The organism is Chryseobacterium sp. NG-CE01 (assembly GCF_055695505.1).
Genome location: NZ_CM146369.1, coordinates 2,484,210 through 2,510,608 on the forward strand (window position 1 = coordinate 2,484,210; position 26,399 = coordinate 2,510,608).

A 26,399-nucleotide genomic window follows, 5' to 3' on the forward strand; every position below is an offset into this window, starting at 1 on the left:
TACCATCAGTGACAAAGTTTTGCAATGCCACCACACTATTTACATTCACATTATATTAATACTTAAGCCTGAGCAACATTATTTCTTCTTAATTACCGATGGTCAAACCGTTTAGCCAGTCGATCACCAGAAAACTGTATGATGAATACAATGGCTACCAATAAGGCAAGCACAAGGTTCATAATAACCGCATCATAGCCGATGTAGCCGTACTGATAGCCGATCTGTCCCAATCCGCCGGCGCCTACCGCGCCTCCCATCGCAGAATAACCGACTAACGTTATCAAAGTGATTGTTGCATTGTTGATTAACGAAGGCAGCGCTTCCGGCAGGAGAATTTTCCTGATGATCTGAAGCGGACTGGCTCCCAACGCTCTGGCGGTTTCTATCAGTCCGGCCGGAACTTCCAGCAGGCTGTTTTCGACCAGTCTTGCAATAAATGGTGCTGCCCCGATACTCAGCGGAACCAGTGCTGCATTGACTCCTATGGATGTGCCTACCAGACTCCTTGTAAAAGGAATCATCCAGACAATCAAAATAATAAAAGGAATAGACCGAAAAATATTAACCAAAACTGACAAAATCCTGTTATAAATAATATTTTCGAGAAGCTGCCTCTTTCTTGTTAAAAATAACAGAATCCCAACCGGAAGCCCTAACACAAATCCGAAAAATCCTGAAACAAATGTCATGAAAACCGTCTCCCAAAGTCCCTTTGATAAAAGAGAAATTACCGTATCACTAAGCATAACCTCTTACTCTGTTTTGGATTTTGTTCTGATTAAAATAATAAATGGCCTGCTGATTTTCCTCTTCATCTCCCCGAAGCTGAAGCAGAAGTTTACCGAAATTTGCATCTCCCAGATATTCTACATCTGCCTTCAGAACTTTATAAGGGATTTTGTATTTATCATACACAATAGAAAGAAGTTCTTCAACCGAAATATCTTCATTCACTTGTATTTCTATAAGAGGGAAAAGACCGTCCTGTGGTTCTTTTTGGAGTTTTTTATTAAGTTCTTGCGGTATATTCATAACACCAGGGTTTAAAAATTGTTTGATGATGGGATGATCTTTTTGTGAAATAATCTCACGTAAAGTTCCTTTGGTAATAAGTTTTCCTTTGTCTATAACAGCAACATGGTTGCAAACCGTCCGGATGACTTCCATTTCGTGGGTAATCAGCAGGATGGTAATACCCAGCCTTTTATTGATATCTCTCAGCAGTTGGAGGATGGATAGCGTTGTTGCCGGATCAAGCGCACTTGTAGCTTCATCACAAAGCAGAAGGTAAGGGTCGTTGGCCAGGGCTCTTGCAATGGCAACTCTCTGTTTCTGTCCTCCCGAAAGGCTTTTAGGATAATCATTGGCCTTATCTTCAAGACCTACGATTTTGAGAAGCTCACTAACCTTTTTTTGAATTGCTTCTTTATTTGCGCCATCAAGCTCCAGCGGTAAAGCAATATTTTCAGAAACGGTTCTTGATGAAAGAAGGTTGAAATGCTGGAAAATCATTCCTATTTTTTTTCGTTCTTTAGCCAGTTCTCTGGGTTTTAACCGGGTAAAATCTTTTCCGTTGATGATAATTTCCCCTTCGTCCGGTTTTTCAAGCAAGTTTACGGTTCTGATCAGCGTGCTTTTTCCTGCTCCCGAAAACCCTATAATTCCTATGATATCACCTTTTTCAATGTCCAGGCTCACCTGATCCAGTGCTTTAAAAGACTGTTTTTTCTGATGGAAAGTTTTTGATATATTTTTTATCTCTATCATTTTTACGATGCTTCATTAAATAAAAAAAGGCTCTACAACGTGGTAAAGCCTTTAAAATATGTCATATAAAAGTAAGGTCAGTCACCACAATGCTCTATTTCAGGCATACAGCAATACATCATCTTTGTTCTGATGGTATGCTTCATGATGAAAATATTTTTCAAACCTGTATTCATTTTTTTATCTTCTGATTACGCTTGCAAATATAGAACATAAATTTTTATTAGTCCATAAAATAAGTAGACTTTTTATTAAATAAATTTTAATTCATTGATTTTTAAATATTTATTTTGAGAAATAATTCTTTTTATATTCTGGTTAAGATGAAAAATTTGATATAATATTTAAAATTAATTAAAAAATATATCGTAGAACTGCATTTCTAAATGTATATGAAAAGCATTTATTAAACTAGTTAAATGTGCAGGATTTTATAAGCTCATACATTTGTCATATAAAATTAAACAATATGAACAATAGAATTTTAGGGCTGCACCATATCACTGCGGTTGCAGACAACGCCAAAAGAAATTTAGATTTTTATACTCAGGTACTGGGGGTAAGACTGGTGAAAAAAACTGTCAATTTTGATGATCCCGGAACTTACCACTTTTATTTCGGAAACGAAGAAGGAACACCAGGAACCATTCTGACATTTTTCCCGTGGGAAGGAATAGGAAAGGGTACCAACGGAGCTGGATTGGCCACACATATCGGATATTCGGTTCCCAAAGGAAGTCTGGATTTCTGGAAAAACAGACTCCAGCAGTTTAATGTAAATGCAGAAGAAGGAGAAATATTCGGTGAGAAATTAATTTCATTTAACGATCCGGATGGTTTGCAGCTTCAGTTTATTGAATCTTCCACAGATGACAGAAAAGTTTGGACAACGGAAGATATCAAAGAAGAAAATGCTTTGAAAGGATTTCATAATATAACGCTTTCATTGAAAAAAGCAGAGCCGACTATTAAAGTCTTAACGGATATCTTCGGATATGATCTTCAGAAACAGGAAGGCGAAAGATACCGTTTTGCTACAGACGCCATAGAAACAGCAAACATTGTTGATATCATTGAAAATGATCAGTTATTAGCCGGAAGAAATGCGGCAGGAACCAATCACCATGTTGCTTTCAGAGTGAAAGATGATGCTGTTTTGATGGAATTCCGCGAAAAAGTGCTTTCCGCAGGTTTAAACATCACTCCGAAAATCGACAGAGATTATTTTTATTCACTGTATTTCCGTGAACCGGGCGGTGTTTTATTCGAAATTGCTACCGATAATCCCGGATTCACAGTAGATGAACCGTTGAACGAACTGGGAACAAGCTTAAAACTTCCGAAACAGCACGAAGGCCTTCGCCAGAAAATAGAAGAGGTATTGCCGAAATTATCATAGGCCATTCTCTCTTTTTCTTAAACACGGTAATTTAGCAATAAGCAATAAGCAATAAGCAATAAGCAATAAGCAATTAACCAACAACCAACAACCAAAAAAACATTATGGAAACAACGAAAGTAGTTTTAGGAAACGTAAGAGGTGAAATACAGCTTTTTTCAGACGATAACAAAGCCGGAAAAATGGATATTTCAGTAATGGGAAACAAATTGGCCGTCTATCACACCGAAGTCAGCGAAGAATATGCAGGAAAAGGTTTTGCAAAAATATTATTGGATAAGCTGGTTTCGTATGCAAGAGAAAACGATCTTAAAATCGTACCCTTGTGTCCGTATGTTCATGCCCAGTTCAAAAGAAACCCCGAATTGTACAATGACATTTGGTTAAAAGAAGAATAACTCCATTTAACCTTAATCTTAACTTCAACCTCAAATATAAATTATGAAACTGATCACAGGACTTCATCACGTTACAGCCATCACCGGCGATCCACAGGAAAATATAGACTTTTATACCGGAGTATTAGGACTTCGGCTGGTAAAAACAACGGTTAATTTCGATTATTCTGACGTATACCATTTTTATTTCGGAGACGAATTCGGAACGCCGGGAACCATCATGACTACTTTTCCCTACGGAAAAGGACTGGTAAATGGAAGACACGGCAAAGGTATGCTGAATACAACAGCGTTTTCCATATCCATGGATGCACTGGATTACTGGATGAATCGCCTGAATCAGTTTAACATCCCTTTCAAGCAGCCTCAGCAAAGATTTTCAGGTGAAGTATTTATTTATCTTGAAGATTTTGATGGACTCGGACTGGAACTTGTTTTCAATGATAAAGATGAACGTACAGGATACAATAACCATTTTATCCCAAAAGATTTTGCCATTAAAGGAATTCACCATGTGGAAATATGGCTGGATGCTTATGAAAGAACGGCAGCATTATTAACGACCCAGATGGATCATCAGCTTATTAAAGAAAGTTCAGACAGATTCAGGTTTGCAGCGGAAGATGCTCCGGGGAAATATGTAGATCTTGTATGCACCCCGAATGCTTTGAAGGGATTTGCCGGCAGAGGAACAGTTCATCACGTTGCCTTCGCTACTCCCGACGCACAAACCCAGCTTGAGATGATTGAAAAACTCAATAAATTCGGATTGGAACATACCGAAGTGAAAGACCGTAAATATTTCACTTCCGTATATTTCAAAGAACCGGGCGGTGTTTTGTTTGAAATCGCTACTTCAGGTCCCGGATTTGATGTTGATGAGGAACTCGCTTCTTTGGGTGAGCATCTGAATCTTCCTCAGCAGTTTGAAGAAAAAAGAGAACATTTAGTAGAAGTTCTCCCGAAATTTACTTATCCAACAGAGAAATACAGATAAATCATGAGCCATATTTTAGATATAAAAACAGCAGGAAAACCATTGAATGAAGCAGAAAAAGTGTTGATTATGGTTCATGGAAGAGGTGGAAGTGCGCAGGATATTTTAAGCTTGTCACAATACTTAAATGTAAAAGACTACACACTGCTCGCTCCTCAGGCTACCAACGGCAGCTGGTATCCGTTTAGCTTCATCGCTCCGGTGGAACAGAATGAGCCATGGCTCTCTTCAGCAGTGGAAACGATTGGAAAAACCGTAGAAAAAGCTTTGGCTGAAGGTATTAAACCTGAAAATATCTATTTCTTTGGTTTCTCACAGGGAGCCTGTCTAACGCTGGAGTTTTTAGCGAGAAATGCACAGAGATTCGGAGGAGCAACAGCCATTATCGGTGGAGTGATTGGGGAAAAGATCGACAGGGGAAATTATAAGGGCGACTTTGCGCAAACACCTGTTTTGTTAGCAACCAGCAATCCGGATTTTCATGTACCGGTAGAAAGGGTGTATGCAACGGCTAATATTCTCCGGGAAATGAATGCGGATGTTACTGAAAAAGTCTATCAGAATTTTGGACATTCTATCAATGAAGAAGAGCTTGAACTGGCAAATTCACTGATTTTTGTATAGATAAAATCTTAATATTTAATTTTTGTTAATTCGAAAAATCATGAAGATCACAAGAATATTTAGTGACGAAAAAGGTGATTCTTTTTTTGAAGATCTTGAAATTCCTTTAGTCGATCAGGGTGAAATAGGATATTTATCCGACAATTTTGAAGTTAAAAAATTACAGTTCAGAAAAGTTTCTGCGGATTATGATTACGATTTTCATCATGCTCCGCAGAAGCAATTCATTGTGCTTTTGGATGGAGGTGTCGAGATAGAAACTTCACTTGGAGAGTTCCGTCAGTTTCAGACCGGCGAAATTCTCCTGGTTGAAGACACAACCGGAAAAGGTCATAAAACTAGGAATCTCGAGAAAAAAGAGAGAACATCATTATTCATACATTTGTAAGAAAAAGACTGTAAGATAATAGACGGATAGAGGATAGAGAACCAATAGCGCAAGAGTAAATAAGTTAAAGAAACGACCTGGGAAGCTGAAGCGTAAAGAAAATTTCTTTTGCGAACGTTAAGAAAATTCTACTGTTCGAAGCGCGACAAAAATATAGAACCGAAGAACCAACAGTGAACTCGCGCAAGTTTTAGAATTTTTAGAGAGTAAAAGAAATTTTTAGCGTAATGTTCCAGTCTTGAACTTTTGTTTTAAGACAAAAAAAAATAGATTAAAAAATATTTTGAGATTCTTACAGAATGAGACAGTTAGATAGTACAATCTGTCAAACTGTAAGCAAAACAATTGAAGGATCTTTTAGAAATGACCTGGGAAGCTGAAGCGTAAAGAAAATTGCTTTTGCGAACGTTAAGAAAATTCTACTGTTCGAAGCGCGACAAAAATATAGAACCGAAGAACCAATAGTGAACTCGCGTAAGTTTTAGAATTTTTAGAGAGCAGAAGAAATTTTTAGCGGCAGGTTCCAGTCTTGAACTTTTGTTTCTTTTGTTTTAAGACAAAAGAAAATAGATTAAAAATATTTTGAGATTCTTACAGAATGAGACAGTTAGATAGTACAATCTGTCAAACTGTAAGCAAAACAATTGAAGGATCTTTTAGAAATGACCTGGGAAACTGAAGCGTAAAGAAAATTGCTTTTGCGAACGTTAAGAAAATTCTACTGTTCGAAGCGCGACAAAAATATAGAACCGAAGAACCAATAGTGAACTCGCGTAAGTTTTAGAATTTTTAGAGAGTAAAAGAAATTTTTAGCGTAGGTTCCAGTCTTGAACTTTTGTTTCTTTTGTTTTAAGACAAAAAAAATAGATTAAAAATATTTTGAGATTCTTAAAGAATGAGACAGTTAGATAGTACAATCTGTCAAACTGTAAGCAAAACAATTGAAGGATCTTTTAGAAACGACCTGGGAAGCTGAAGCGTAAAGAAAATTGCTTTTGCGAACGTTAAGAAAATTCTACTGTTCGAAGCGCGACAAAAATATAGAACCGAAGAACCAATAGTGAACTCGCGCAAGTTTTAGAATTTTAGAGAGTAAAAGAAATTTTTAGCGTAAGGTTCCAGTTTTGAACTTTTGTTTCTTTTGTTTTAAGACAAAAGAAAATAGATTAAAAATATTTTGAGATTCTTACAGAATGAGACAGTTAGATAGTACAATCTGTCAAACTGTAAGCAAAACAATTGAAGGATCTTTTAGAAACGACCTGGGAAACTGAAGCGTAAAGAAAATTGCTTTTGCGAACGTAAAGAAAATTCTACTGTTCGAAGCGCGACAAAAATATAGAACCGAAGAACCAATAGTGAACTCGCGCAAGTTTTAGAATTTTTAGAGAGCAGAAGAAATTTTTAGCGTAAGGTTCCAGTCTTGAACTTTTGTTTCTTTTGTTTTAAGACAAAAGAAAATAGATTAAAAATATTTTGAGATTCTTACAGAATGACAAACTTTGATATACACACCATAAAACGACACAGGAAAATGAATCGTTAAGAAAAATACTTTTTAAGGCAAAAGAAATTAATATATAGAAAAATAAAAACCATGCACGAACAACTACTCCTTATACTAGGTCTCCTCCTCATCGTCATGCTCCTCGTGATGCTGGCGCAGCGAATAAAAATTGCCTACCCTATATTTCTGGTACTGGCCGGATTGGGCATCAGTTTTATTCCAGGAGTTCCTGTTTTAAAATTAGACCCGGAAATTATATTCCTGATTTTTCTTCCGCCGCTTTTATACGAAGCCGCATGGTACACTTCGTGGAATGACTTCTGGAAATGGAAAAGAACCGTCAGTCTTTTAGCTTTCGGACTGGTTTTTCTCACTTCCCTTGTAGTAGCATTTGCATCACAGGCTTTAATTCCCGGCTTTACCCTGGCGTTAGGGTTTTTACTGGGGGGTATCGTTTCTCCTCCCGATGCTGTGGCGGCGACTACTGTTTTAAAAGGACTTAAGGTTCCTAAACGTACCATTGCTATATTAGAGGGAGAAAGTCTGATTAATGATGCTTCATCCCTTATTGTTTTCAGGTTTGCCCTTGCCGCTGTAATGACCGGAGCATTTTCTATGCAGGAAGCAACCGGACAGTTTTTTCTTGTAGCAGGAATGGGCGTGGTGGTAGGAATTGCAGGGGCACATGTTTTCTACGCCATTCACAGGTTTCTGCCGACAACACCGGCCATTGATGCGGCTCTAACGGTCATTACACCGTATATTTTATTTCTCTCTGCAGAACATTTTCATTACTCGGGAGTTATGGCTGTCGTGAGCGGCGGATTATTCATGTCATTCCGTGCTCATGAAATCTTTAAAACCGGAACAACCAGAGTCAACATGCTGGGAGTCTGGAATACCCTTATTTTTGTGATGAATGCATTGGTTTTTGTACTGATAGGTCTTCAGCTTCCCGATATTATCAACGGTCTCGGAGAAACCTCTTTAATGGAAGGCATAAAGTATGGACTCATCATCAGTGCTATCGTTATTGTGGTAAGAATGCTATGGATTTATCCCGTAGCCCATATTCCGAGATGGCTCAGTAAAAATATCAGGAAAGATCCTACCCCGGGCTGGAAAAATCCGCTGATTATCGGCTGGGCAGGGATGAGAGGGGTTGTTTCTTTGGCAACAGCGCTTTCGATTCCGGTTATGATGAATGACCAGTCGGAATTTCCTATGCGGAACCTCATCCTGTTTATCACCTTTGTTGTCATTTTTGTGACTCTGGTTTTTCAGGGGCTTACACTTCCTTTAATTATCAGACTTACTAAAATTGAGGAGATTGATCCCATTCAGCCATCCCATGAACAGCAGGCGGGTATCCAGATCAGACTTGATAAGCTCGCACTTAATACACTGCATGAAAAATACCAGATGAATATCAATAACAATAGTCTGGTTGAAAATTTTAAAAATACTGTTGAAAACGACATTGAGCTTCACAAAAATCATTTAAGCTCTATTGAGATGTGTACCAACATGCAGAATGACCTTAAAGAATATCAACAGATTATGTTGGATATTTTTGCACTGCAGCGAAAAGAACTGTTTAAAATGAAGAGAGAGAAACGCTTCAGTGATGATGAGATCCGGAAAGCAGAATCACAATTGGATCTGAACGAATTAAAAATTACCGGAAGCAAACATTTGTAAAGCAAAATCGAAAGTTAAGGCTGAGGCTATGATGTAGACTGAGGTAAGGGCTAGAATCAAATCTTTGTGCCCTCTTATAAGTAGAACGGCTTTGTGAAACTTGAATCAATTAGTAGATAGAAATCATTGTGAACTTCGTGTTCAGCAATAAGTACAGGCTAAGGCTGAATTTGAGAGGCTGCGAAAGATTCAACTCGAGAGTATTGAAAAAAATAATCAATCAAATCTCTGTGCCCTATTATAAGTAAAACGGCTTTGTGAACCTTAAAACAGAAAGTATAAAAAGAATCTTAGTGCCCCTAGTGTTCAAACCAACATAAAATAAATAATCAAAAATGAATACCTTACACTTCTTAGTCATCGGAAAAAATCAGGAGATCCTCGATACCCTGAAAAGAATTATTGAAAACAATGAAGGATGGAATGCAATCATCCAAACGGATGAGAATACATGCTATGATACCATCAGAAATACCAATATAGATATTGTACTGCTGAGTTCCGGACTGGAAGAACAATTTGAGAAAGACATTAAAGTATTTTGTGAAAAGCTGGATAAAGAAGTAAAAATTATTGAGCATTATGGCGGAGGAAGCGGATTATTAAAGAACGAAGTTTACACACTTTTTCCTAATTTGCAGCCTTAAACTGCAACTATGTCTGAAAACATCATCGGAAACGTAACACGATTCATTGATCTTGATCCGAAAGAAGAACAATTTTTTACCAATTTGCTTACCCTCCAGACCTTTCCCAAGAAAACGGTTCTGCTGCGCGAAGGCGAAATCTGCCAGTTCGAAGGGTACATCCAGAAAGGCTGCGTACGAGTTTACTATCTTGATGATAATGGCTTTGAAGTGACCATTCTGTTTGCCATAGAAGACTGGTGGATCAGTGATATTGCTTCCTTTCAGGATCAGAAGCCTTCCAGTTTATACATTGAAACACTGGAAGACTCGGAAATTTATATGCTCAATCCGACCACCAAAGAACAGCTGTTAACCGAAATTCCAAAGTTCGAAAGGGTTTTCAGAATGCTTGTGCAGCGAAATCTTTCCACGCTCCAGCACCGTCTGGTCAATACCATTTCCAAAAGTGCTTCAGACCGGTACCTGGAATTTGTTAAAGTATACCCATCCATTCCGCAAAGAGTGGCACAATACTATATCGCTTCCTATCTCGGCGTTTCCAAAGAATTCGTAAGCACCATCCGAAAACGCCTCGCTTCCAGACAAAAATAATTTCAAAATTGAATAATACTGAGTGCGTAATTCACTCTGTCATTCTGAGCGCGAAGCAGCGAATAATCTCCAAACACCACACTATTAACCGACTTAGGAAACTGAAGCGTAAAGAAAATTACTTTTGCGAACGTTAAGAAAATTCTACTGTTCGAAGCGCGACAAAAATATAAAACCGAAGAACCCATAGTAAATTCGCGCAAGTTTTAGAATTTTTAGAGAGCAGAAGGAATTTTTAGCGGAAGGTTCCAGTCTTGAATTTTTGTTTCTTTTGTTTTAAGACAAAAGAAAAATTGTTTAAAAATATGTTGAGATTCTTTCAGAATGACAAGTCATGTAATACACTCTGTCATTCTGAGCGCGAAACAGCGAAGAATCTCCAAACACCACACTATAAACCGACCTGGGAAACTGAAGCGTTAAAAAAAATAATTTTATGAACGTAAAGAAAATCCCACTGTCTGAGTGCGACAGCAATAATAAACCGAAGAACCAATAGTAAATTCGCGCAAGTTTAGAATTTTTAGAGAGCAGAAGGAATTTTTAGCGTAAGGTTCCAGTCTTGAATTTTTGTTTCTTTTGTTTGACTACGTCGAATCTTCGATTTCAAGACAAAAGAAAATATATCAAATGCAGGTTAAGATTCTTTCAGAATGACAAGTCATGTAATACACTCTGTCATTCTGAGCGCAAAGCAGCGAAGAATCTCCAAACACCACACTATCAACCGACTTAGGAAACTGAAGCGTAAAGAAAATTACTTTTGCGAACGTTAAGAAAATTCTACTGTTCGAAGCGCGACAAAAATATAAAACCGAAGAACCAATAGTGAACTCGCACGAGTTTGGGATTTTTAGAGAATAAAAATATTTTTTAGCTTTCAGGTTCCAGTCTTGAATTTTTGTTTCTTTTGTTTGACTACGTCGAATCTTCGATTTCAAGACAAAAGAAAAATTGTTTAAATATGTTGAGATTCTTTCAGAATGACAAGTCATGTAATACACTCTGTCATTCTGAGCGCGAAGCAGCGAATAATCTCCAAACACCACAATATCAACCGACTTAGGAAACTGAAGCGTTAAGAAAATTACTTTTGCGAACGTTAAGAAAATTCTACTGTTCGAAGCGCGACAAAAATATAAAACCGAAGAACCAGTAGTAAATTCGCGCAAGTTTTAGAATTTTTAGAGAGCAAAAGAAATTTTTAGCGTAAGGTTCCAGTCTTGAATTTTTGTTTCTTTTGTTTTAAGACAAAAGAAAAATTGTTTAAAAATATGTTGAGATTCTTTCAGAATGACAAGTCATGTAATACACTCTGTCATTCTGAGCGCAAAGCAGCGAAGAATCTCCAAACACCACACTATCAACCGACCTAGGAAACTGAAGCGTAAAGAAAATTACTTTTGCGAACGTTAAGAAAATTCTACTGTTCGAAGCGCGGCAAAAATATAAAACCGAAGAATCAATAGTGAACTCGCACGAGTTTGGGATTTTTAGAGAATAAAAATATTTTTTAGCATTCAGGTTCCAGTCTTGAGCTTTTGTTTCTTTTGTTTGACTACGTCGAATCTTCGATTTCAAGACAAAAGAAAAATTGTTTAAAATATGGTTAAGATTCTTTCAGAATGACAAGTCATGTAATACACTCTGTCATTCTGAGCGCAAAGCAGCGAAGAATCTCCAAACACCACACTATCAACCGACTTAGGAAACTGAAGCGTAAAGAAAATTACTTTTGCGAACGTTAAGAAAATTCTACTGTTCGAAGCGCGACAAAAATATAAAAACCGAAGAACCCATAGTGAACTCGCACGAGTTTGGGATTTTTAGAGAATAAAAATATTTTTTAGCATTCAGGTTCCAGTCTTGAACTTTGTTTCTTTTGTTTTAAGACAAAAGAAAAATTGTTTAAAATATGTTAAGATTCTTTCAGAATGACAAGTCATGTAATACACTCTGTCATTCTGAGCGCGAAGCAGCGAAGAATCTCCAAACACCACACTATCAACCGACTTAGGAAACTGAAGCGTAAAGAAAATTACTTTTGCGAACGTTAAGAAAATTCTACTGTTCGAAGCGCGACAAAAATATAAAACCGAAGAACCCATAGTAAATTCGCACGAGTTTTGGGATTTTTAGAGAATAAAAATATTTTTTAGCTGTCAGGTTCCAGTCTTGAACTTTTGTTTCTTTTGTTTTAAGACAAAAGAAAATAATCACATTTATTAAACTAGTTAAATGCACAGCAAAACCCGTCAACCTAACTTTGTCCTGTCAAAACAAATAAATACACACCAGATATGGACAGAAAAGATTTTTTAAAAAAAGGATTATTGGGAACGGGAATGTTCGTAGCATCAGCATCATTGGGCAATACCATGAAAAATGAGATCGATGAGATCGAACCGCTGGAGCCTATTGGCTACAACCATCTTCCCAACCCAGATTCAAAAATAAAAGACAATTCCGTTATTCATAAAGCAGATACAAGAGGAAAGGCAGACCACGGCTGGCTGGTGAGCAATCATACCTTCAGTTTTGCCAATTACCACAATCCGGAAAGAATGCATTTCGGGGTATTAAGAGTTTTGAATGATGATAAAGTGGAGGCGGGGAGAGGCTTCGGAACACATCCCCACGACAATATGGAGATCATCAGCATTCCGTTGGAAGGCGATCTGGAACATAAAGACAGCATGGGAAATTCAGCCATCATCAGAAGCGGGGATATCCAGGTAATGAGTGCGGGAACCGGAATTATGCACAGTGAATTCAATAAAAATCAGGATCAGTTGGTGAAATTCCTCCAGATCTGGGTATATCCGAATAAAAGAAACATTACACCAAGATATGACCAGATTACATTAGACAAAACAAAAAGCAAAAATAAATTCCAGCAAATCCTTTCCCCAAATTCCGATGATGAAGGAGTGTGGATTCATCAGGAGGCATGGTTTCATTTAGGAAGATTTGAAAACAATATTGAAACCAATTATCAGGTAAAGAAAAAAGAAAATGGGGTCTATGCATTTATCATTAATGGAAGTGCGGAAATCGAAGGTCAAAAGCTGGAAGAAAGAGATGGCTTCGGAGTTTGGGATATTAATGAGCTTCGCATTAAAGCGACATCTGAAAACACGGAAATTCTTCTCATGGACGTTCCGATGACCATGTAATATGAATAAATTCATGAACCTGGTTCATAAGTATTGTTGGTAAGCTCTCTTTTAAGGGAGCTTTTTTTGAATTAATTAATCTTAATGGTCTAAATTTCTTATGCAGTTAAAATAATAAGCTTCATCGAATCAACTTGTTGGTTAATTATTTGCTCCTTAAATATGCTGGATTATAATTTCAACTTTGCGACAAAGTACGTTTCCTTTAAAAAAGCTACCCATCGTAAGACATATATCTAAAACTATTTATAATATTAGTAATGTAAAGTATATTCTCGCATGGCAAGTTTACATTTTTGCGTTGTAAGATTGCATTCTTTTGATGTAGAGTTACTTTTTTACGTTGTAAGTTTACATTTTTATGTTGTAGGTTTATTTTCTTATGATGTGGAGTTACTTTTTTGCATTGTAAGTTTATATCTTTTCGTTGTAAGGTTGTTTTCTTTCGATGTGGAGTTTCATTCTTGTCTTGTAAGGTTACATTTCTTCAGAGTAAATTATACTTTTCCCTCCGTAGAACCATTTTACTTAAAATTTTATCATTCAGGCTTTTAATAAATAATCAAAACTATCAATCCACAATCACAAACAAATTAGCAAAATCCAAAAAAAATCCCGATTTTTGCCCCTCTTCAAAACTCCGAAAAATTCATGAAACTTTGTATTGCCGAAAAACCAAGCGTTGCCAGAGATATTGCCAAAGTATTGGGAGCCACTACTCCTAAACAGGGGTATATGGAAGGAAACGGCTACTGTGTGACATGGACTTTCGGACATCTCTGCACCCTCAAAGAACCTCACGATTACGGTCCGCAGTATAAATCTTGGAATTTATTTCTGCTTCCGATCATTCCTCATAATTTCGGAATCAAATTAATTCCGAACAAAGGTGTTGAAAACCAATTCAAAGTGATCGAAAGACTGGTAGCCGAATGTGATGAGGTCATCAACTGCGGGGATGCCGGACAGGAGGGAGAACTCATCCAGAGATGGGTACTGCAGAAAGCAAAATGTAACAAACCGATTCAGCGTTTATGGATTTCATCTCTTACTGAAGAAGCCATCAAAGAAGGTTTTGCAAGCTTAAAACCTGCCGAAGATTACAAAAATTTGTATCTCGCCGGAAATGCAAGAGCTATCGGCGACTGGCTTTTAGGAATCAACGCAACCAGGCTTTTTACCAAAAAATTCGGGGGAAATAAAGCCGTCCTTTCTATCGGAAGGGTACAGACGCCTACACTGGCCATGCTCGTGCAGCGCCAAAAGGAAATTGATGCTTTTACCGTAGAGGAATACTGGGAACTGAAAACCCGATACAGGGATGTTATTTTCAATGCCGCCATCGACCGTTTAAAAACATTAGAACGGGCCGAAAAAGGTCTGGAATATCTAAAAGAAAACCCTTTCGAGATCGTTTCTTTCGAAATTAAAGAAGGTAAAGAAAAGAATCCGAGGCTGTTTGACCTTACCGGACTTCAGGTCGAAGCCAACAGAAAATATGGTTATTCCGCAGAAAATACGTTGAATTATATCCAAAGTCTTTACGAAAAAAAGCATGTTACCTATCCCCGTGTAGACACGACGTATTTATCTGAAAGCTTATATCCGAAAATAGAGGGCATCCTCAGAAAAATGACATTCTACCAGGAGCTTGTTTCACCATTGCTGCAGGCACCTATTCCCAAATCAAAAGCGGTTTTTGATGATACAAAAGTGACGGATCACCACGCGATTATCCCCACGGAAGTTCCGCCTTCCCAGAATCTGAGTCGTGAAGAAAAACTGATCTATGATCTAATTGCTAAAAGATTTATCTCCGTTTTTTATCCTGAATGTAAAATTTCCAACACCCTGGTGGAAGGTAAAGTAGGAACGATTCCTTTCAAAACCAGCGGAAAACAGATTCTCGAACCGGGATGGAGAGCAGTATATGCAAAAGAGCCGAAAGACGAGTCGGAAAAAGACAAAGATAAAGAGGAAGAACAGACCATTCCTGAATTTACGGTAGGAGAAACCGGACCTCATGATCCGATGATCCATCAGGGTAAAACGTCGCCGCCAAAACCCTACACCGAAGCAACTCTGCTGCGCGCCATGGAAACCGCAGGAAAACAGGTTGAAGATGATGAACTTCGCGAACTGCTCAAAAATAACGGAATCGGTAGGCCCTCAACCCGAGCCAATATCATCGAAACCCTTTTCAAAAGAAAGTACATTGAAAAGAAAAGGAAAAACCTCATCGCAACACAAACCGGCATTCAGCTGATTGATACGATTGAAGACGAACTCCTTAAAAGTCCGGAACTTACTGGTGAATGGGAGCTTAAGCTCCGAAAAATCGAAAAAGGTGAATACGAAGCCAATCATTTCAAAGAAGAACTGATCCAGATGGTGACAGAGCTTACCGAAAAAGTAGTCTACGGAAAGGGAAAAGTAATCAATCTGGAAGAAGAAAAGGTGGTGGTCAAAGAAAAAAAGAAGCGCGAACCTGCCGTAAAAAAAGAACTGCAGCCCTGGGAAGAAACAAAATGCCCGAAATGCAAAGAACATCATCTCATGAAAGGAAAAACAGCGGTAGGGTGTTCAGATTTCAAAAACTGCGGCTTTAAAGTTTCGTTTGAAATTTTTGGTAAAAAAATATCAGACAAGCAGCTGATGGATCTCGTTCTAAAAGGGAAAACTTCAAAACTGAAAGGGTTCACAGCACATCCTGAAATTCTGGCAGAAGGTATTTTGTCTTTGGATGACAATTTTCAGATTGTTTTAAACTAAATCTGGCTTGAATATGCCTTGACTCGGCTATTTAACATAGTATTTCTACTATTAATGGTTCTGTCAGCAATCTTTGCAACTGTCATGCTAGCTCGTCGAAGCATCTGTTCAACAAAAACATCAATAGGAGCGGACTTTAGTCCGCTTTCCAATAATAAAACCTCAAAATAGCTTTAGCCAAAACTTAATTCAATCGTATCTATTTAAATTAATGTAAAGTCAGAACCATATTTGCATTGTTTTTGAAATTTGTCTTTACATTTACATTTTAAAATCATTACATGACACCCGAAAAAAAACAGCTCATCACCGATAGCTTTCACCGTTCCGAAACATTGAAATTCTATAAAGCAGAACTCCTGGAAGTTGAAACTGATTTCATCTCCATGAAAATCCCTAAAATGGATCTGATGACCAGGAAAGCCGGAATGTTCAACGGAGCAATGATTGCTTCCTTAGTTGATGTTTCTTCAGGATACGCCGCGGTAAGTCATTATGAAGAAGATTGCTATGTTGTTACGGTAGAGTTAAAGGTGAACTACCTGCGTCCGGCAATCGGCGATGCACTCGTCTCAAAATCGTATGTCATCAAGGGTGGAGCAAAGATCAGCGTCATCCGGACGGAAATCTATACTGTTGATGAAAACAATGATTCGGAAAGCCATGTTGCCACTTCTTTGGTAACCATGATGAAAATAAAGTAATCTTTTCGGAAATTTATGCTATATTTAATATAAGAATTTCTGAATAAGTGACTGAACTAAAAAAATAAAAATATGAACTTAATTATTCGTCTGCTGATAACGGCAATTGTTGCCTACCTGCTTACTATGATTTTGCCGGGAGTACATTTTTCCGGATTCGGTGGGGCTATTATCTTTTCCATTGTATTGGGAATTTTAAACCTGATTGTAAAACCGATCCTTAATCTTTTAGGATTACCGTTAACGATCATCACACTGGGATTATTTACACTGGTTATTAATGCAATTATTATTCTCATTGCAGATCGCCTCATTGACAGCATGGTAGTAGACGGCTTCTGGTGGGCACTGATTTTCAGTATCCTTCTTTCTATCGTTACTTCTTTGGCTAATTCCATGTTTTCTGACAGAGATTAGATTATAAACATATCAAAGGTTGATCATGAGTGGGCTTCGGTTCACTCTTTTTTTTATATAACAGTACAAATTTGACAGAATTTTATCTCTGAATATTCTCTTGCTATATGGTAAAAATAAGTAACTTTGAAAACTTTGAAATAAACATGATTATGAGCTTTACATCATAATCAAAAAATTCGATCAACAATATGAAACTTAAGTACAGTCTGCTGGCTTTGGCAGCTCCGCTCTTAATGAATGCACAAAAAGTAATGACGCCTGAAATCCTCTGGACTTTAAAAAAAGTCGGAGTCCAGGCCGTTTCACCCGATCAGTCTTCGCTTATTTATAAAGTGGGGCAGGTGGATCTTAAAACAGAGAAAACCAAAAACGAAACCTATTTTCTGAATGTTCTGAATAATCAGTCCGCAAAAATGGATTTAGGCAAAAAAGCCCTGATTCAGTGGGATAAAAACGGGATTTATGCCCAGGAAGGTGATAAGATTTTTCTTTCTAAAGACAATGCAAAAACCTGGACGGAATTTTATACGATCGGTGAAACCGATAATGTTGTTATTTCTCCTGACGGTAAAAAAATAGCCTTCAGCAGACAGGTCCTGGTGGAAAAAGTAATGGGGAAAGACAAATATTCAGACACCCCGAAAACTACAGCACAGGTTTATACCGACCTCAACCACAGACATTGGGATTATTTCAATGAAGGAAAATACAATCATGTTTTTGTGGTGAATACTTCCGATAAAGCAGATGCCGCAAAAGATCTGCTGGAAGGGAAAATGTGGGATTCCCCGCAAAGGCCCTTCGGCGGAGCTGAAGATTTTATCTGGAGTCCGGACTCTTCACAGCTTCTTTATGTAACAAAACCTAAGAGCGGAAAAGAGTACTCTACAAGCACAAATACAGATATTTTTGCTTACGATCTTGCAACAGGAACAACCAAAAATTTAACGGAGTCCAACAAAGGATACGATGTAAATCCTAAATTCAGTCCGGACGGGAAATCCCTGATCTGGCAGAGTATGGCCAGAGACGGTTATGAAGCGGATAAGAATGATGTGAAAATCATGGACTGGAAAACAGCTAAAGTAACAAACCTTACCACCGGCTGGGACGAGAGTGTTTCCGGTGACGTGTTCTGGAGTGCAGATTCAAAAATAATTTATTTTACGGCGGCATTCAGAGGAACAAAACAGCTGTTTTCGTTAGATCCTAAAAACGCCAAAGTTCAGCAGATCACAAAAGGTGATTTTGATGTAAATGAAATCTTTGCCGATCAGAAAAAATCTTTACTGATAGGAAGAACAGACATCAACCATGCAACGGATCTTTTCTCGGTGAATGTCAAAAACGGGGAAATGCAGCAGGTAACCGATGCCAATAAAGAGATGTATGCAACTCTGGAACAAGGAAAATCTGAGCTTAAAATGGTGAAAACTTCGGACGGTAAAGAAATGGGCGTATGGTTTCATTATCCTCCCAACTTCGACCCGAATAAAAAATACCCGACACTGGTATATTGCCAGGGCGGTCCACAGTCGGCTTTAACTCAATTCTTTAGCACACGATGGAATTTCGCTTTAATGGCTGCCAACGGATATATTGTTGTGGCACCAAACAGAAGAGGAATGCCGGGCTGGGGAACAAAATGGAATGAAGAAATTTCCAAAGACTGGGGCGGTCAGCCCATGAGAGATTATCTTGCAGCAACAGACTTCGCCAAAACATTACCTTACGTGGATGGTGAAAGAGTAGCAGCTGTAGGAGCAAGCTACGGAGGATACAGTGTATTCATGTTAGCCGGAATCCACGAAAACAGATTCAAAACGTTTATTGCTCACGACGGGTTGTTTGATATGAAATCATGGTATCTTACAACGGAAGAGCTTTGGTTTGCCAACTGGGACCTTGGTTCTCCTTGGGAAAAACCGCTTCCGAAAGCCTACACGGAATTTAATCCAAGCAATTTTGTTGATAAATGGAACAAGCCGATTATGATTGTTCAGGGAGGAATCGACTACAGGGTTCCTTACGAGCAGGGTCAGGAAGCTTTCCAGGCAGCACAGCTCAGAGGTCTGAAATCCAAACTGGTATATTTCCCGAATGAAAATCACTGGGTGCTTCACCCGCAGAATGGTCTCGTTTGGCAGAGGGAATTCTTCGACTGGTTAAAGGAAACATTATAAAATATCAATAGGAGCGGGCTTTAGCCCGCTTTTTGTTTGTGAAAAATGAAAGGCTTTAACCAAAATATAAAATCCATTTATGCAAAACAGAATTTTCTCTTTTCCTCCAATCATCGATGATTATTCTGAAATTATAATTTTAGGCTCAATTCCGGGTGTTAAATCCCTGGAAAAGCAACAGTATTATGGCCATCCGCAAAATAAGTTCTGGAAGATTATTTTTGAATTGCTGAATGAAGCATTTACGGAAGATTATGATCAAAGAATTCAGATATTAAAGAAACATCACATCGCGCTTTGGGATGTCATCGATTCCTGTGAAAGAAAAGGAAGCCTCGATTCTGAAATTAAGAACGAAGAAGCCAATCAGATTGGTGAATTGCTGGAAGGTCATCCAAATATGAAAGCCATATTTTGCAATGGCGGAAAATCTTATAAAAATCTACAAAAAATTTTAGGTAAGAATTATAAAATTCCGGTATTTTTGCTGCCTTCTACCAGTCCTCTCCACACCCTGTCTTTTGAAAAGAAACTGGAAGAATGGAAGAAGATAAAACAATACCTATGAAAAAACTCCTCCTATTCCTTATTTTAAGCTTCGCTAATGCTTTTTCCCAGGAATATCATTTTGATTATAAATGTTATGATGTAGAAACTCAACTAAGAGGCAGGTATAAAGGAAATACAAGAAATAATATTATTTATTTCAATTCAGAAAATAAGGATTTTATAGCATACGATTATTCTTTTTCAGGAGAAGCTGAAAGAACATTTTTATTAGATGACTATGCAAAAAATAAACTTTATACCTACTCCATTAATCAAAATAGTAATTTTTCAAGTTTAAAGTTAAAAAAAGTATTTCCGATAAAAGTATACAGGATGAAATAAAGATTGAAAGGGTTGAAGTGGAAAATAATGGTGGAAATTTATATACTGTAAAAACATATCCTAAAAATAAGAGTAAAGAAGCAAATCTCGAACTGAAGATTTTAGTTGAAAAAATCGGCTTTTCTGCTCCGAGAATTCGATTTATGGACCTTACTTCAAATATTCACTCTAAAATTTATAATGCGCTCTTTTCTAAATTGGATTCTGATAATTACAGAATTATACATGCTGAAATTGACTATAAAAACGGTGTAATTATGACGAATGATTTTTCAAAGTGCGAAAAAATTAATGTAAAGATCCTTAAAGGTGAAAATTCTGTATTGTGAAAATAAAAAACAGAAGAAAAGCGGCTACTATTTTAGCCGCTTTTATAAATTAAACTCCTTATTTTTCTAGTCTGTACACTTCTTCATAAGGCTGTATCAGAACCCATCCGCTTCCGGAAAATTTCATCTGGAACTCTTCACCGCTTCCTCTTCCGATAAGGCTTTTGAATGAAACGTTGGTTTTTAATTCAGGAGTCAGGTTTCCCGACCACGCCACCGTTGCATTAGGATCCGTGAAAACAGGTGAATCCGGAGTTACCATTAAAGTTAAAGGCTCACCGTGTGTGGTAACTGCAATATGTCCTGTTCCCGACAATCGTACCTGGAACAGTCCGCCGGACATCACACCTGCAATGCTTTTTAACATCGTGATATCGCTTTTTATGCTTTGCTCATGAGCCAGCACATCGTTGCCGTTTACACAAACGGATTCATTATTAAGATAAAGAATGCGCACCTTTTTTCCCTCGTCCGCAACGTACAGTTTTCCTGTACCTTCCGCCTTCATCAGTCGCGCTCCTTCGCCGCTTATTGCTTTTTTTAGCAGATTTCCCAAGCCTCCTGAAAGCATTCCCTGTCTTTCAAAATTAATATTACCGATATAGCTTACCATACTTCCGGTCTTCGTCCATACCGCCTGATTGTTCAGGTTGATTTCCAGCAACGCGGGTTTTTCCAGTTCGAAGTAATCTCTGTTTTCGGGTTTTTCTTTTGTTTCGTTGACGAAAGATTCAATTGAATATTTGCTCATAGTGTAAATTAAAACTGCAAAATACAATTTTTTTGATCTAATCTTTCCCGTAAAACCACGGTTTTTTGCTCTATTGCAAATAATACTTGACAAAGGGGGTGCGAATGTCGTATATTTGCAGTCCGAAAATTACACCACGTAATTTGATAATTTTTAAACCGTAATTTAAAAAATGAAAACATCAGATTTTAATTTTGATCTTCCTGCAGAATTATTGGCAGAACACCCATCCGAACACAGAGACGAAGCGAGATTAATGGTTTTGGACAGAAAAACTGAAACCATCGAGCATAAACTGTTTAAAGATGTTGTTGATTATTTTGATGAAGGAGATCTTTTTATCTTTAACAATACCAAGGTTTTCCCTGCACGTCTTTATGGAAATAAAGAAAAAACGGGTGCTAAAATTGAAGTTTTCCTATTAAGAGAGCTTGATAAAGAAACCCGCGTTTGGGACGTATTGGTAGATCCTGCAAGAAAAATCAGAATTGGAAATAAATTATTCTTTACTGAAGATGAATCTTTGGTTGCGGAAGTTATCGACAATACGACTTCAAGAGGGAGAACTTTGAGATTCTTGTTCGACGGTTCTTATGAAGAATTCAGAGCTAAATTAAAAGAATTGGGAGAAACACCGCTTCCAAAATATATCAAAAGAGAAGTTGAGCCGGAAGATGCTGAAAGATACCAGACCATCTACGCGAAAGTAGAAGGAGCAGTAGCCGCACCTACAGCAGGACTTCACTTCTCAAGACATTTGATGAAGAGACTGGAAATTAAAGGAATTGATTTCGCAGAAGTTACCCTTCATGTTGGATTGGGAACCTTCAACCCGATTGAAGTAGAAGATCTTTCCAAGCACAAAATGGAGTCTGAAGAGATCTTTATCGACGAGAAAAATGCGCAGATTATCAATAATGCAGTTGATGCACATAAAAGAGTTTGTGCGGTAGGAACCACCACCATGAGAACTTTAGAAACTTCAGTATCTTCAAATAAAAAGATTTCTGCATTCCACGGATGGACGAATAAGTTTATCTATCCTCCTCACGAATTCGGTGTTGCCAACTGTATGATCACGAATTTCCACACTCCAAAATCTACTTTAATCATGATGATTGCAGCATTTGCGGGGAGAGATTTTATAATGCATGCTTATGAAGAAGCTGTAAAAGAAAAATACAAATTCTACTCGTACGGAGATGCGATGCTAATTTTATAAAAAAGTAAAAAGAGCCAAGTTAAAAGTAAAAAGTTAAAGAACACAAAATGAAACAAAACGATTTACTTGCAAGAACTTTTATGTTTGGAGTGAATTGTCTTAAGTTTTTAAGAACACTTCCAAATGATCCTGAAAGTAAGTTAATTAGGTTTCAACTTGGAAAATCAGCCACTTCGATAGGGGCGAATTATGAAGAATCACAAGCCGGGTCTTCAAAAGCAGATTTTAAAAATAAGGTGAAAATTGCCTCAAGAGAAGCTCGGGAAAGCAATTTCCGGCTTCGGATTTTAAAAAATTTAGACGGTTATAATTCAGAAGAATTTCAAGTATTATTAAATGAAAGCGCTGAATTAAAAAATATTTTAGCAACAATAGTTAACAACACAAAGTTGTAAAAACTTTTCAATTTTTACTTTTAACTTGGCTCTTACCTATATGAAAGATATCAGAACTTTATCGCTTGATCAGCTCAAAGACTATTTTATGTCGTTGGGAGAAAAACCTTTCCGTGCGAAGCAGGTGTACGATTGGCTGTGGAGTAAAAATCTCCACTCGATTGATGAGATGACGAATCTTTCGAAAAACCTCCGTGAAAAAATATCAGAAGAATATACCATTAATCCTGTTTCTGTAGATCAGCTCCAGAAAAGCACCGACGGAACCATAAAAAATGGGGTGAAGCTGCACGATGGCTTATTGGTAGAATCTGTTCTGATACCTACCGAAACAAGAACAACAGCCTGCGTCTCCTCACAGGTAGGATGCTCCTTAAACTGCGAATTCTGTGCAACGGCAAGACTCAAAAGAATGAGAAACCTTGAAGTGGCCGAAATTGTAGATCAGGTTGCCTTAATCGACAGCCAGAGCAAAATGTATTTCAACAGGCCGCTTTCCAATATCGTTTTCATGGGAATGGGAGAGCCGATGATGAACTACAAAAATGTAGTGGAAGCGATCAGGAAAATTACACAGCCGGAAGGTCTGGGAATGTCACCAAGAAGGATTACCGTTTCTACATCGGGAATTCCGAAAATGATTAAGATGCTTGCTGATGACGATTTGAGGGTAAAGCTCGCCCTGTCACTTCACTCTGCTATTGAGGCTAAAAGAAATGAAATCATGCCATTTTCCGATAAGTTTCCTTTAACGGAGATTATGGAAGCCCTGCAATACTGGTATCAGAAAACAGGTTCTGTTATTACCTTCGAATACTGTGTATGGAAAGGAATCAATGATGGTGATGAAGATATTAAAGCACTCATTAAATACTGCAAGCAGGTTCCTTCTAAAGTTAATTTAATTCAGTACAATCCTATTGGCGACGGAAAATACGACCAGTGCAATAAACAGGCAGAAGAAAATTATATCCGTCAGCTTGAAAATGCAGGTATTGTATGTGTGGTAAGAAAAAGTCGCGGCGGTGATATAGATGCAGCCTGTGGACAGCTTGCCAACAAAACAACGGATTAAAATTTCATTAAAAAAAATAAAAAAAATTCTTAACGCTTTCTTAAAATATTACCTTTGTACCAAATAAAAGTGACAATGGTAGATTACTTTTTTGGGAAAGATGGTCTTGAAAATATTTATGCATGGTCGATTCCGGTACATGCAACAATCATTCTGGCAGAAATGATTTACAGCCATGTTGCAGAAGCCAGGCTTTACAACGGAAAAGATCTTGCAACCAATATTTATCTTGCGTTACTCAACTTCGGGCTGGATATTCTGATGAAAGCTTTTGCCATGGGAGTGATGTTTTTCTTCTTCAACCACAGGCTTTTTTCATGGGAATATACCGTATGGTACGGATTGCTTTGCTTTATTATTACGGATTTCGCTTACTATGTCCTTCATTATGTAGATCATCATTCCAGGGCTTTTTGGGCGGTACATATTACCCATCATAGCTCGGAGTTCTTTAATCTCACCACAGGTTTCAGAAGCCCGGTTCTACAGCCGCTGTACCGGTATCTTTATTTTTCCCCGCTCGCTTTTTTAGGGTTTAATCCATGGCATATCATGGTGGCTTATGCAATCGGTCAGGTGTACGGAACCTGGGTTCACACACAGACGGTAAAAAGCATGGGAATTTTGGAGTACATTCTGGTTACACCTTCTCATCATCGTGTTCATCACGCCTGCAATATTAAATATCTCGACAGAAATATGGGCATGTGCCTGATTATCTGGGACAAAATCTTCGGAACTTTTGAAAAAGAAGATCCCAATGTTCCGGTAAAATATGGAATCTATCCCAAAATGCCTGATAATAAACCGGATACCGTTCTTTTATACGAATGGCGAAGAATGTGGAAAGACATCAGGCAGCCTGGTTTGACCATCTCTGACAGGGTAAATTATATTTTTAATTCTCCCGGATGGCGACACGACGGAACCGGAAAAACGGTTCGGCAATATCAGAAAGATTACTGGGCAAAGAAAAATAAGAGGAAACAGAAGATACAGAAAAAAACGGCGTGAGTTTAATTTTTTTCTAAATCAAAATGAATTTTTCTATACAATCTATATAATCAATTCAGGCGGCTTGGTCCGTCTTTTTTTATTAGCTTAATTATTTGATATTTATACACTTTTCTGTGCAACATTAATTATCAAAAACACAAATTATAATTAATATTAGGTTTTGCCATCATTTGCTGAGTGGAAACAAAAAATAAAAGCAATCATTTAAAATAAAAAGCGTTGCGTTCATCGAGTTAAAATATTTACCGGAAAAATTAAACAAAGATTGCGAAAGCACATACCCTTAAACTTATTAAAAGATTCTTCCTTGGTCAGAAAGACAAACCAGAAAATAAGGCAAAAAAGTATTAGTGAAATCAGTGCAAAAATTAGTGCATTTGTATTTAAATAAATATTTTTACCTAATGAAAAAGCTTTTCTTTATTATTACAATCACAATTTTCACGTCCTCATTTTCCCAAAAATCTGAACCATTAAAGATCAGAAAGTTCAGAATTGCTTATCTGGATGAAAAGATTAAAGAAACATCAGGTCTTAATTTAATGAGTGGAAAACTTTACACATTCAATGACAGCGGAAATTCTCCCGAACTTTTTGAATTGGATAAAACAACCGGAGCAATTGCCAACACCATAAAAATAAACACTAAAAACAAAGACTGGGAAGCTTTAACCAATGACGGAAACAATTTCTATATCGGCGATTTCGGAAACAACGGAGGCACACGCAGAGATCTTGAAATCTACAAATTAACGTTTGATAATTCTTCAAAAAATGATTCTGTTCAGATTATCTCATTTGAATACCCCGAACAAAAAGAATTTGTTCCGAATTACTCTTCAACCAATTTTGACGCTGAAGCGATGATTTACCTAAACGGAAAAATTCATCTTTTTAGCAAAGAATGGACTGCAAAATCAACGACACATTATATCATTGATCCTGAAATTTCAGGAAAACAGCAGGTGCAGAAAACAGAATCTTTCAAAACCAATTTTTTAGTTACCGATGCTTCCTATTACAATAAGAAATTGTACCTCATTGGCTATACAAAGAAGACGGAAGTTTTTTTAAGCATATTTAACGAAACTGGACCGGGCATTTTTTTCAAAGAAAATCCTAAAAAATATTATCTGGGAAGCGCCTTATCCATCGGACAGATTGAAGGAATTGCCGTTGATGAAACCGGGATTTATATTTCAGGAGAAAAGTTCTATTCTCCGGTAGGCGGGGGAAAACAAAGCCTTTATTTTATTCCAAAAGATAAACTCAAAGATTAATAATTTAAACGTTTGTATCACTTGCTGAGCTAAGCGCCTTTGCGGACGTAAAAATATTCAAATAATTATATAATTCTCTGCGACTTTGCGTTAACACTAAAATGATATTCGTATTAAATTACCTTAAAATTGCCTGAAAAAAATTATCTTTGTGGTAAT

24 protein-coding genes are annotated in these 26,399 nt (G+C 37.5%); 21 read left to right on the forward strand and 3 right to left on the reverse strand.

Annotated elements, in window-relative coordinates:
• Positions 1–92: 92 nt before the first annotated feature.
• Together metI and ACYT6F_RS11710 are read right to left on the reverse strand one after the other, a co-directional pair.
• Positions 93–749 (reverse strand): methionine ABC transporter permease MetI, encoded by a 657-nt coding sequence (gene metI / locus ACYT6F_RS11705; RefSeq protein WP_472597852.1) that lies wholly within the window; start codon positions 747–749, stop codon positions 93–95.
• A complete protein-coding gene (locus tag ACYT6F_RS11710; protein WP_472597853.1) occupies positions 742–1,770 on the reverse strand; it encodes a methionine ABC transporter ATP-binding protein in 1,029 nt (342 codons plus the stop codon). The genes metI and ACYT6F_RS11710 overlap by 8 nt, the downstream gene beginning before the upstream one ends.
• 469 nt (positions 1,771–2,239) lie before the next feature.
• Between ACYT6F_RS11710 and ACYT6F_RS11715 the strand changes: the two genes are divergently transcribed.
• The 16 genes from ACYT6F_RS11715 (at position 2,240) to ACYT6F_RS11790 (ending at position 20,500) form a co-directional block, all read left to right on the forward strand.
• A complete protein-coding gene (locus tag ACYT6F_RS11715) occupies positions 2,240–3,169 on the forward strand; it encodes a ring-cleaving dioxygenase (protein ID WP_472597854.1) in 930 nt (309 codons plus the stop codon).
• A 104-nt stretch (positions 3,170–3,273) separates the two neighbouring features.
• Positions 3,274–3,567: a GNAT family N-acetyltransferase gene (locus ACYT6F_RS11720; RefSeq protein WP_472597855.1), complete on the forward strand. Its 294-nt coding sequence runs from the start codon at positions 3,274–3,276 to the stop codon at positions 3,565–3,567.
• A 43-nt stretch (positions 3,568–3,610) separates the two neighbouring features.
• Complete coding sequence (locus ACYT6F_RS11725) at positions 3,611–4,564, forward strand: VOC family protein (protein ID WP_472597856.1); 954 nt, start codon at positions 3,611–3,613, stop codon at positions 4,562–4,564.
• A 3-nt stretch (positions 4,565–4,567) separates the two neighbouring features.
• The gene (locus ACYT6F_RS11730; RefSeq protein WP_472597857.1) at positions 4,568–5,188 is read left to right on the forward strand and encodes an alpha/beta hydrolase; all 621 of its coding nucleotides are present in this window, start codon (positions 4,568–4,570) and stop codon (positions 5,186–5,188) included.
• 40 nt (positions 5,189–5,228) lie between these two features.
• A complete protein-coding gene (locus ACYT6F_RS11735; RefSeq protein ID WP_472597858.1) occupies positions 5,229–5,576 on the forward strand; it encodes a cupin domain-containing protein in 348 nt (115 codons plus the stop codon).
• A 1,597-nt stretch (positions 5,577–7,173) separates the two neighbouring features.
• Positions 7,174–8,784: a Na+/H+ antiporter gene (locus ACYT6F_RS11740; protein WP_472597859.1), complete on the forward strand. Its 1,611-nt coding sequence runs from the start codon at positions 7,174–7,176 to the stop codon at positions 8,782–8,784.
• Positions 8,785–9,119: 335 nt separating this feature from the next.
• Positions 9,120–9,431, forward strand: a complete 312-nt coding sequence (locus ACYT6F_RS11745; RefSeq protein ID WP_472597860.1) for a hypothetical protein — start codon at positions 9,120–9,122, stop codon at positions 9,429–9,431.
• A 9-nt stretch (positions 9,432–9,440) separates the two neighbouring features.
• Positions 9,441–10,025, forward strand: a complete 585-nt coding sequence (locus ACYT6F_RS11750) for a Crp/Fnr family transcriptional regulator (protein ID WP_472597861.1) — start codon at positions 9,441–9,443, stop codon at positions 10,023–10,025.
• Positions 10,026–12,325: 2,300 nt separating this feature from the next.
• Positions 12,326–13,201, forward strand: a complete 876-nt coding sequence (locus tag ACYT6F_RS11755; protein WP_472597862.1) for a pirin family protein — start codon at positions 12,326–12,328, stop codon at positions 13,199–13,201.
• Between the two features lie 651 nt (positions 13,202–13,852).
• Positions 13,853–15,973, forward strand: a complete 2,121-nt coding sequence (locus ACYT6F_RS11760) for a type IA DNA topoisomerase (RefSeq protein ID WP_472597863.1) — start codon at positions 13,853–13,855, stop codon at positions 15,971–15,973.
• A gap of 281 nt (positions 15,974–16,254) precedes the next feature.
• A complete protein-coding gene (locus ACYT6F_RS11765) occupies positions 16,255–16,677 on the forward strand; it encodes a PaaI family thioesterase (protein WP_248394167.1) in 423 nt (140 codons plus the stop codon).
• Between the two features lie 72 nt (positions 16,678–16,749).
• On the forward strand, positions 16,750–17,094 hold the full coding sequence (locus ACYT6F_RS11770) for a phage holin family protein (protein WP_472597864.1): 345 nt from the start codon (positions 16,750–16,752) through the stop codon (positions 17,092–17,094).
• 191 nt (positions 17,095–17,285) lie between these two features.
• Positions 17,286–19,280: a S9 family peptidase gene (locus ACYT6F_RS11775; RefSeq protein WP_472597865.1), complete on the forward strand. Its 1,995-nt coding sequence runs from the start codon at positions 17,286–17,288 to the stop codon at positions 19,278–19,280.
• A 79-nt stretch (positions 19,281–19,359) separates the two neighbouring features.
• Positions 19,360–19,848: a DNA-deoxyinosine glycosylase gene (locus ACYT6F_RS11780; protein WP_472597866.1), complete on the forward strand. Its 489-nt coding sequence runs from the start codon at positions 19,360–19,362 to the stop codon at positions 19,846–19,848.
• Positions 19,821–20,171 (forward strand): hypothetical protein, encoded by a 351-nt coding sequence (locus tag ACYT6F_RS11785; protein WP_472597867.1) that lies wholly within the window; start codon positions 19,821–19,823, stop codon positions 20,169–20,171. The genes ACYT6F_RS11780 and ACYT6F_RS11785 overlap by 28 nt, the downstream gene beginning before the upstream one ends.
• 17 nt (positions 20,172–20,188) lie before the next feature.
• Positions 20,189–20,500, forward strand: coding sequence for a hypothetical protein (locus tag ACYT6F_RS11790; protein WP_472597868.1), 312 nt, complete (start codon positions 20,189–20,191; stop codon positions 20,498–20,500).
• 58 nt (positions 20,501–20,558) lie between these two features.
• On the opposite strand, the gene ACYT6F_RS11795 is transcribed toward ACYT6F_RS11790, so the two are convergent.
• On the reverse strand, positions 20,559–21,251 hold the full coding sequence (locus ACYT6F_RS11795; protein WP_472597869.1) for an AIM24 family protein: 693 nt from the start codon (positions 21,249–21,251) through the stop codon (positions 20,559–20,561).
• 172 nt (positions 21,252–21,423) lie between these two features.
• Here ACYT6F_RS11795 and queA point away from each other — a divergent pair, with 172 nt between their 5' ends.
• The 5 genes from queA to ACYT6F_RS11820 all read left to right on the forward strand — a co-directional run bounded on the left by queA (position 21,424) and on the right by ACYT6F_RS11820 (position 26,240).
• Positions 21,424–22,473 carry a tRNA preQ1(34) S-adenosylmethionine ribosyltransferase-isomerase QueA gene (gene queA / locus ACYT6F_RS11800; RefSeq protein WP_169232750.1) on the forward strand — a complete coding sequence of 350 codons (1,050 nt, stop codon included), beginning with the start codon at positions 21,424–21,426 and terminating at the stop codon, positions 22,471–22,473.
• A gap of 47 nt (positions 22,474–22,520) precedes the next feature.
• Positions 22,521–22,868 carry a four helix bundle protein gene (locus tag ACYT6F_RS11805; protein ID WP_472597870.1) on the forward strand — a complete coding sequence of 116 codons (348 nt, stop codon included), beginning with the start codon at positions 22,521–22,523 and terminating at the stop codon, positions 22,866–22,868.
• Positions 22,869–22,908: 40 nt separating this feature from the next.
• Positions 22,909–23,943, forward strand: coding sequence for a dual-specificity RNA methyltransferase RlmN (gene rlmN / locus ACYT6F_RS11810; protein WP_169232748.1), 1,035 nt, complete (start codon positions 22,909–22,911; stop codon positions 23,941–23,943).
• A gap of 75 nt (positions 23,944–24,018) precedes the next feature.
• Complete coding sequence (locus ACYT6F_RS11815; RefSeq protein WP_472597871.1) at positions 24,019–24,957, forward strand: sterol desaturase family protein; 939 nt, start codon at positions 24,019–24,021, stop codon at positions 24,955–24,957.
• 407 nt (positions 24,958–25,364) lie between these two features.
• Entirely contained in the window at positions 25,365–26,240 is an 876-nt protein-coding gene (locus ACYT6F_RS11820) for a hypothetical protein (RefSeq protein WP_472597872.1), read from the forward strand.
• Positions 26,241–26,399 lie beyond the last annotated feature (159 nt).

Bases quoted from the DNA above. Each gene is read 5' to 3' on its own strand.
- metI (WP_472597852.1), bottom strand. From the start codon at position 749: ATGCTTAGTGATACGGTAATTTCTCTTTTATCAAAGGGACTTTGGGAG.
- ACYT6F_RS11710 (WP_472597853.1), bottom strand. From the start codon at position 1,770: ATGATAGAGATAAAAAATATATCAAAAACTTTCCATCAGAAAAAACAG.
- ACYT6F_RS11715 (WP_472597854.1), top strand. From the start codon at position 2,240: ATGAACAATAGAATTTTAGGGCTGCACCATATCACTGCGGTTGCAGAC.
- ACYT6F_RS11720 (WP_472597855.1), top strand. From the start codon at position 3,274: ATGGAAACAACGAAAGTAGTTTTAGGAAACGTAAGAGGTGAAATACAG.
- ACYT6F_RS11725 (WP_472597856.1), top strand. From the start codon at position 3,611: ATGAAACTGATCACAGGACTTCATCACGTTACAGCCATCACCGGCGAT.
- ACYT6F_RS11730 (WP_472597857.1), top strand. From the start codon at position 4,568: ATGAGCCATATTTTAGATATAAAAACAGCAGGAAAACCATTGAATGAA.
- ACYT6F_RS11735 (WP_472597858.1), top strand. From the start codon at position 5,229: ATGAAGATCACAAGAATATTTAGTGACGAAAAAGGTGATTCTTTTTTT.
- ACYT6F_RS11740 (WP_472597859.1), top strand. From the start codon at position 7,174: ATGCACGAACAACTACTCCTTATACTAGGTCTCCTCCTCATCGTCATG.
- ACYT6F_RS11745 (WP_472597860.1), top strand. From the start codon at position 9,120: ATGAATACCTTACACTTCTTAGTCATCGGAAAAAATCAGGAGATCCTC.
- ACYT6F_RS11750 (WP_472597861.1), top strand. From the start codon at position 9,441: ATGTCTGAAAACATCATCGGAAACGTAACACGATTCATTGATCTTGAT.
- ACYT6F_RS11755 (WP_472597862.1), top strand. From the start codon at position 12,326: ATGGACAGAAAAGATTTTTTAAAAAAAGGATTATTGGGAACGGGAATG.
- ACYT6F_RS11760 (WP_472597863.1), top strand. From the start codon at position 13,853: ATGAAACTTTGTATTGCCGAAAAACCAAGCGTTGCCAGAGATATTGCC.
- ACYT6F_RS11765 (WP_248394167.1), top strand. From the start codon at position 16,255: ATGACACCCGAAAAAAAACAGCTCATCACCGATAGCTTTCACCGTTCC.
- ACYT6F_RS11770 (WP_472597864.1), top strand. From the start codon at position 16,750: ATGAACTTAATTATTCGTCTGCTGATAACGGCAATTGTTGCCTACCTG.
- ACYT6F_RS11775 (WP_472597865.1), top strand. From the start codon at position 17,286: ATGAAACTTAAGTACAGTCTGCTGGCTTTGGCAGCTCCGCTCTTAATG.
- ACYT6F_RS11780 (WP_472597866.1), top strand. From the start codon at position 19,360: ATGCAAAACAGAATTTTCTCTTTTCCTCCAATCATCGATGATTATTCT.
- ACYT6F_RS11785 (WP_472597867.1), top strand. From the start codon at position 19,821: ATGGAAGAAGATAAAACAATACCTATGAAAAAACTCCTCCTATTCCTT.
- ACYT6F_RS11795 (WP_472597869.1), bottom strand. From the start codon at position 21,251: ATGAGCAAATATTCAATTGAATCTTTCGTCAACGAAACAAAAGAAAAA.
- queA (WP_169232750.1), top strand. From the start codon at position 21,424: ATGAAAACATCAGATTTTAATTTTGATCTTCCTGCAGAATTATTGGCA.
- ACYT6F_RS11805 (WP_472597870.1), top strand. From the start codon at position 22,521: ATGAAACAAAACGATTTACTTGCAAGAACTTTTATGTTTGGAGTGAAT.
- rlmN (WP_169232748.1), top strand. From the start codon at position 22,909: ATGAAAGATATCAGAACTTTATCGCTTGATCAGCTCAAAGACTATTTT.
- ACYT6F_RS11815 (WP_472597871.1), top strand. From the start codon at position 24,019: ATGGTAGATTACTTTTTTGGGAAAGATGGTCTTGAAAATATTTATGCA.
- ACYT6F_RS11820 (WP_472597872.1), top strand. From the start codon at position 25,365: ATGAAAAAGCTTTTCTTTATTATTACAATCACAATTTTCACGTCCTCA.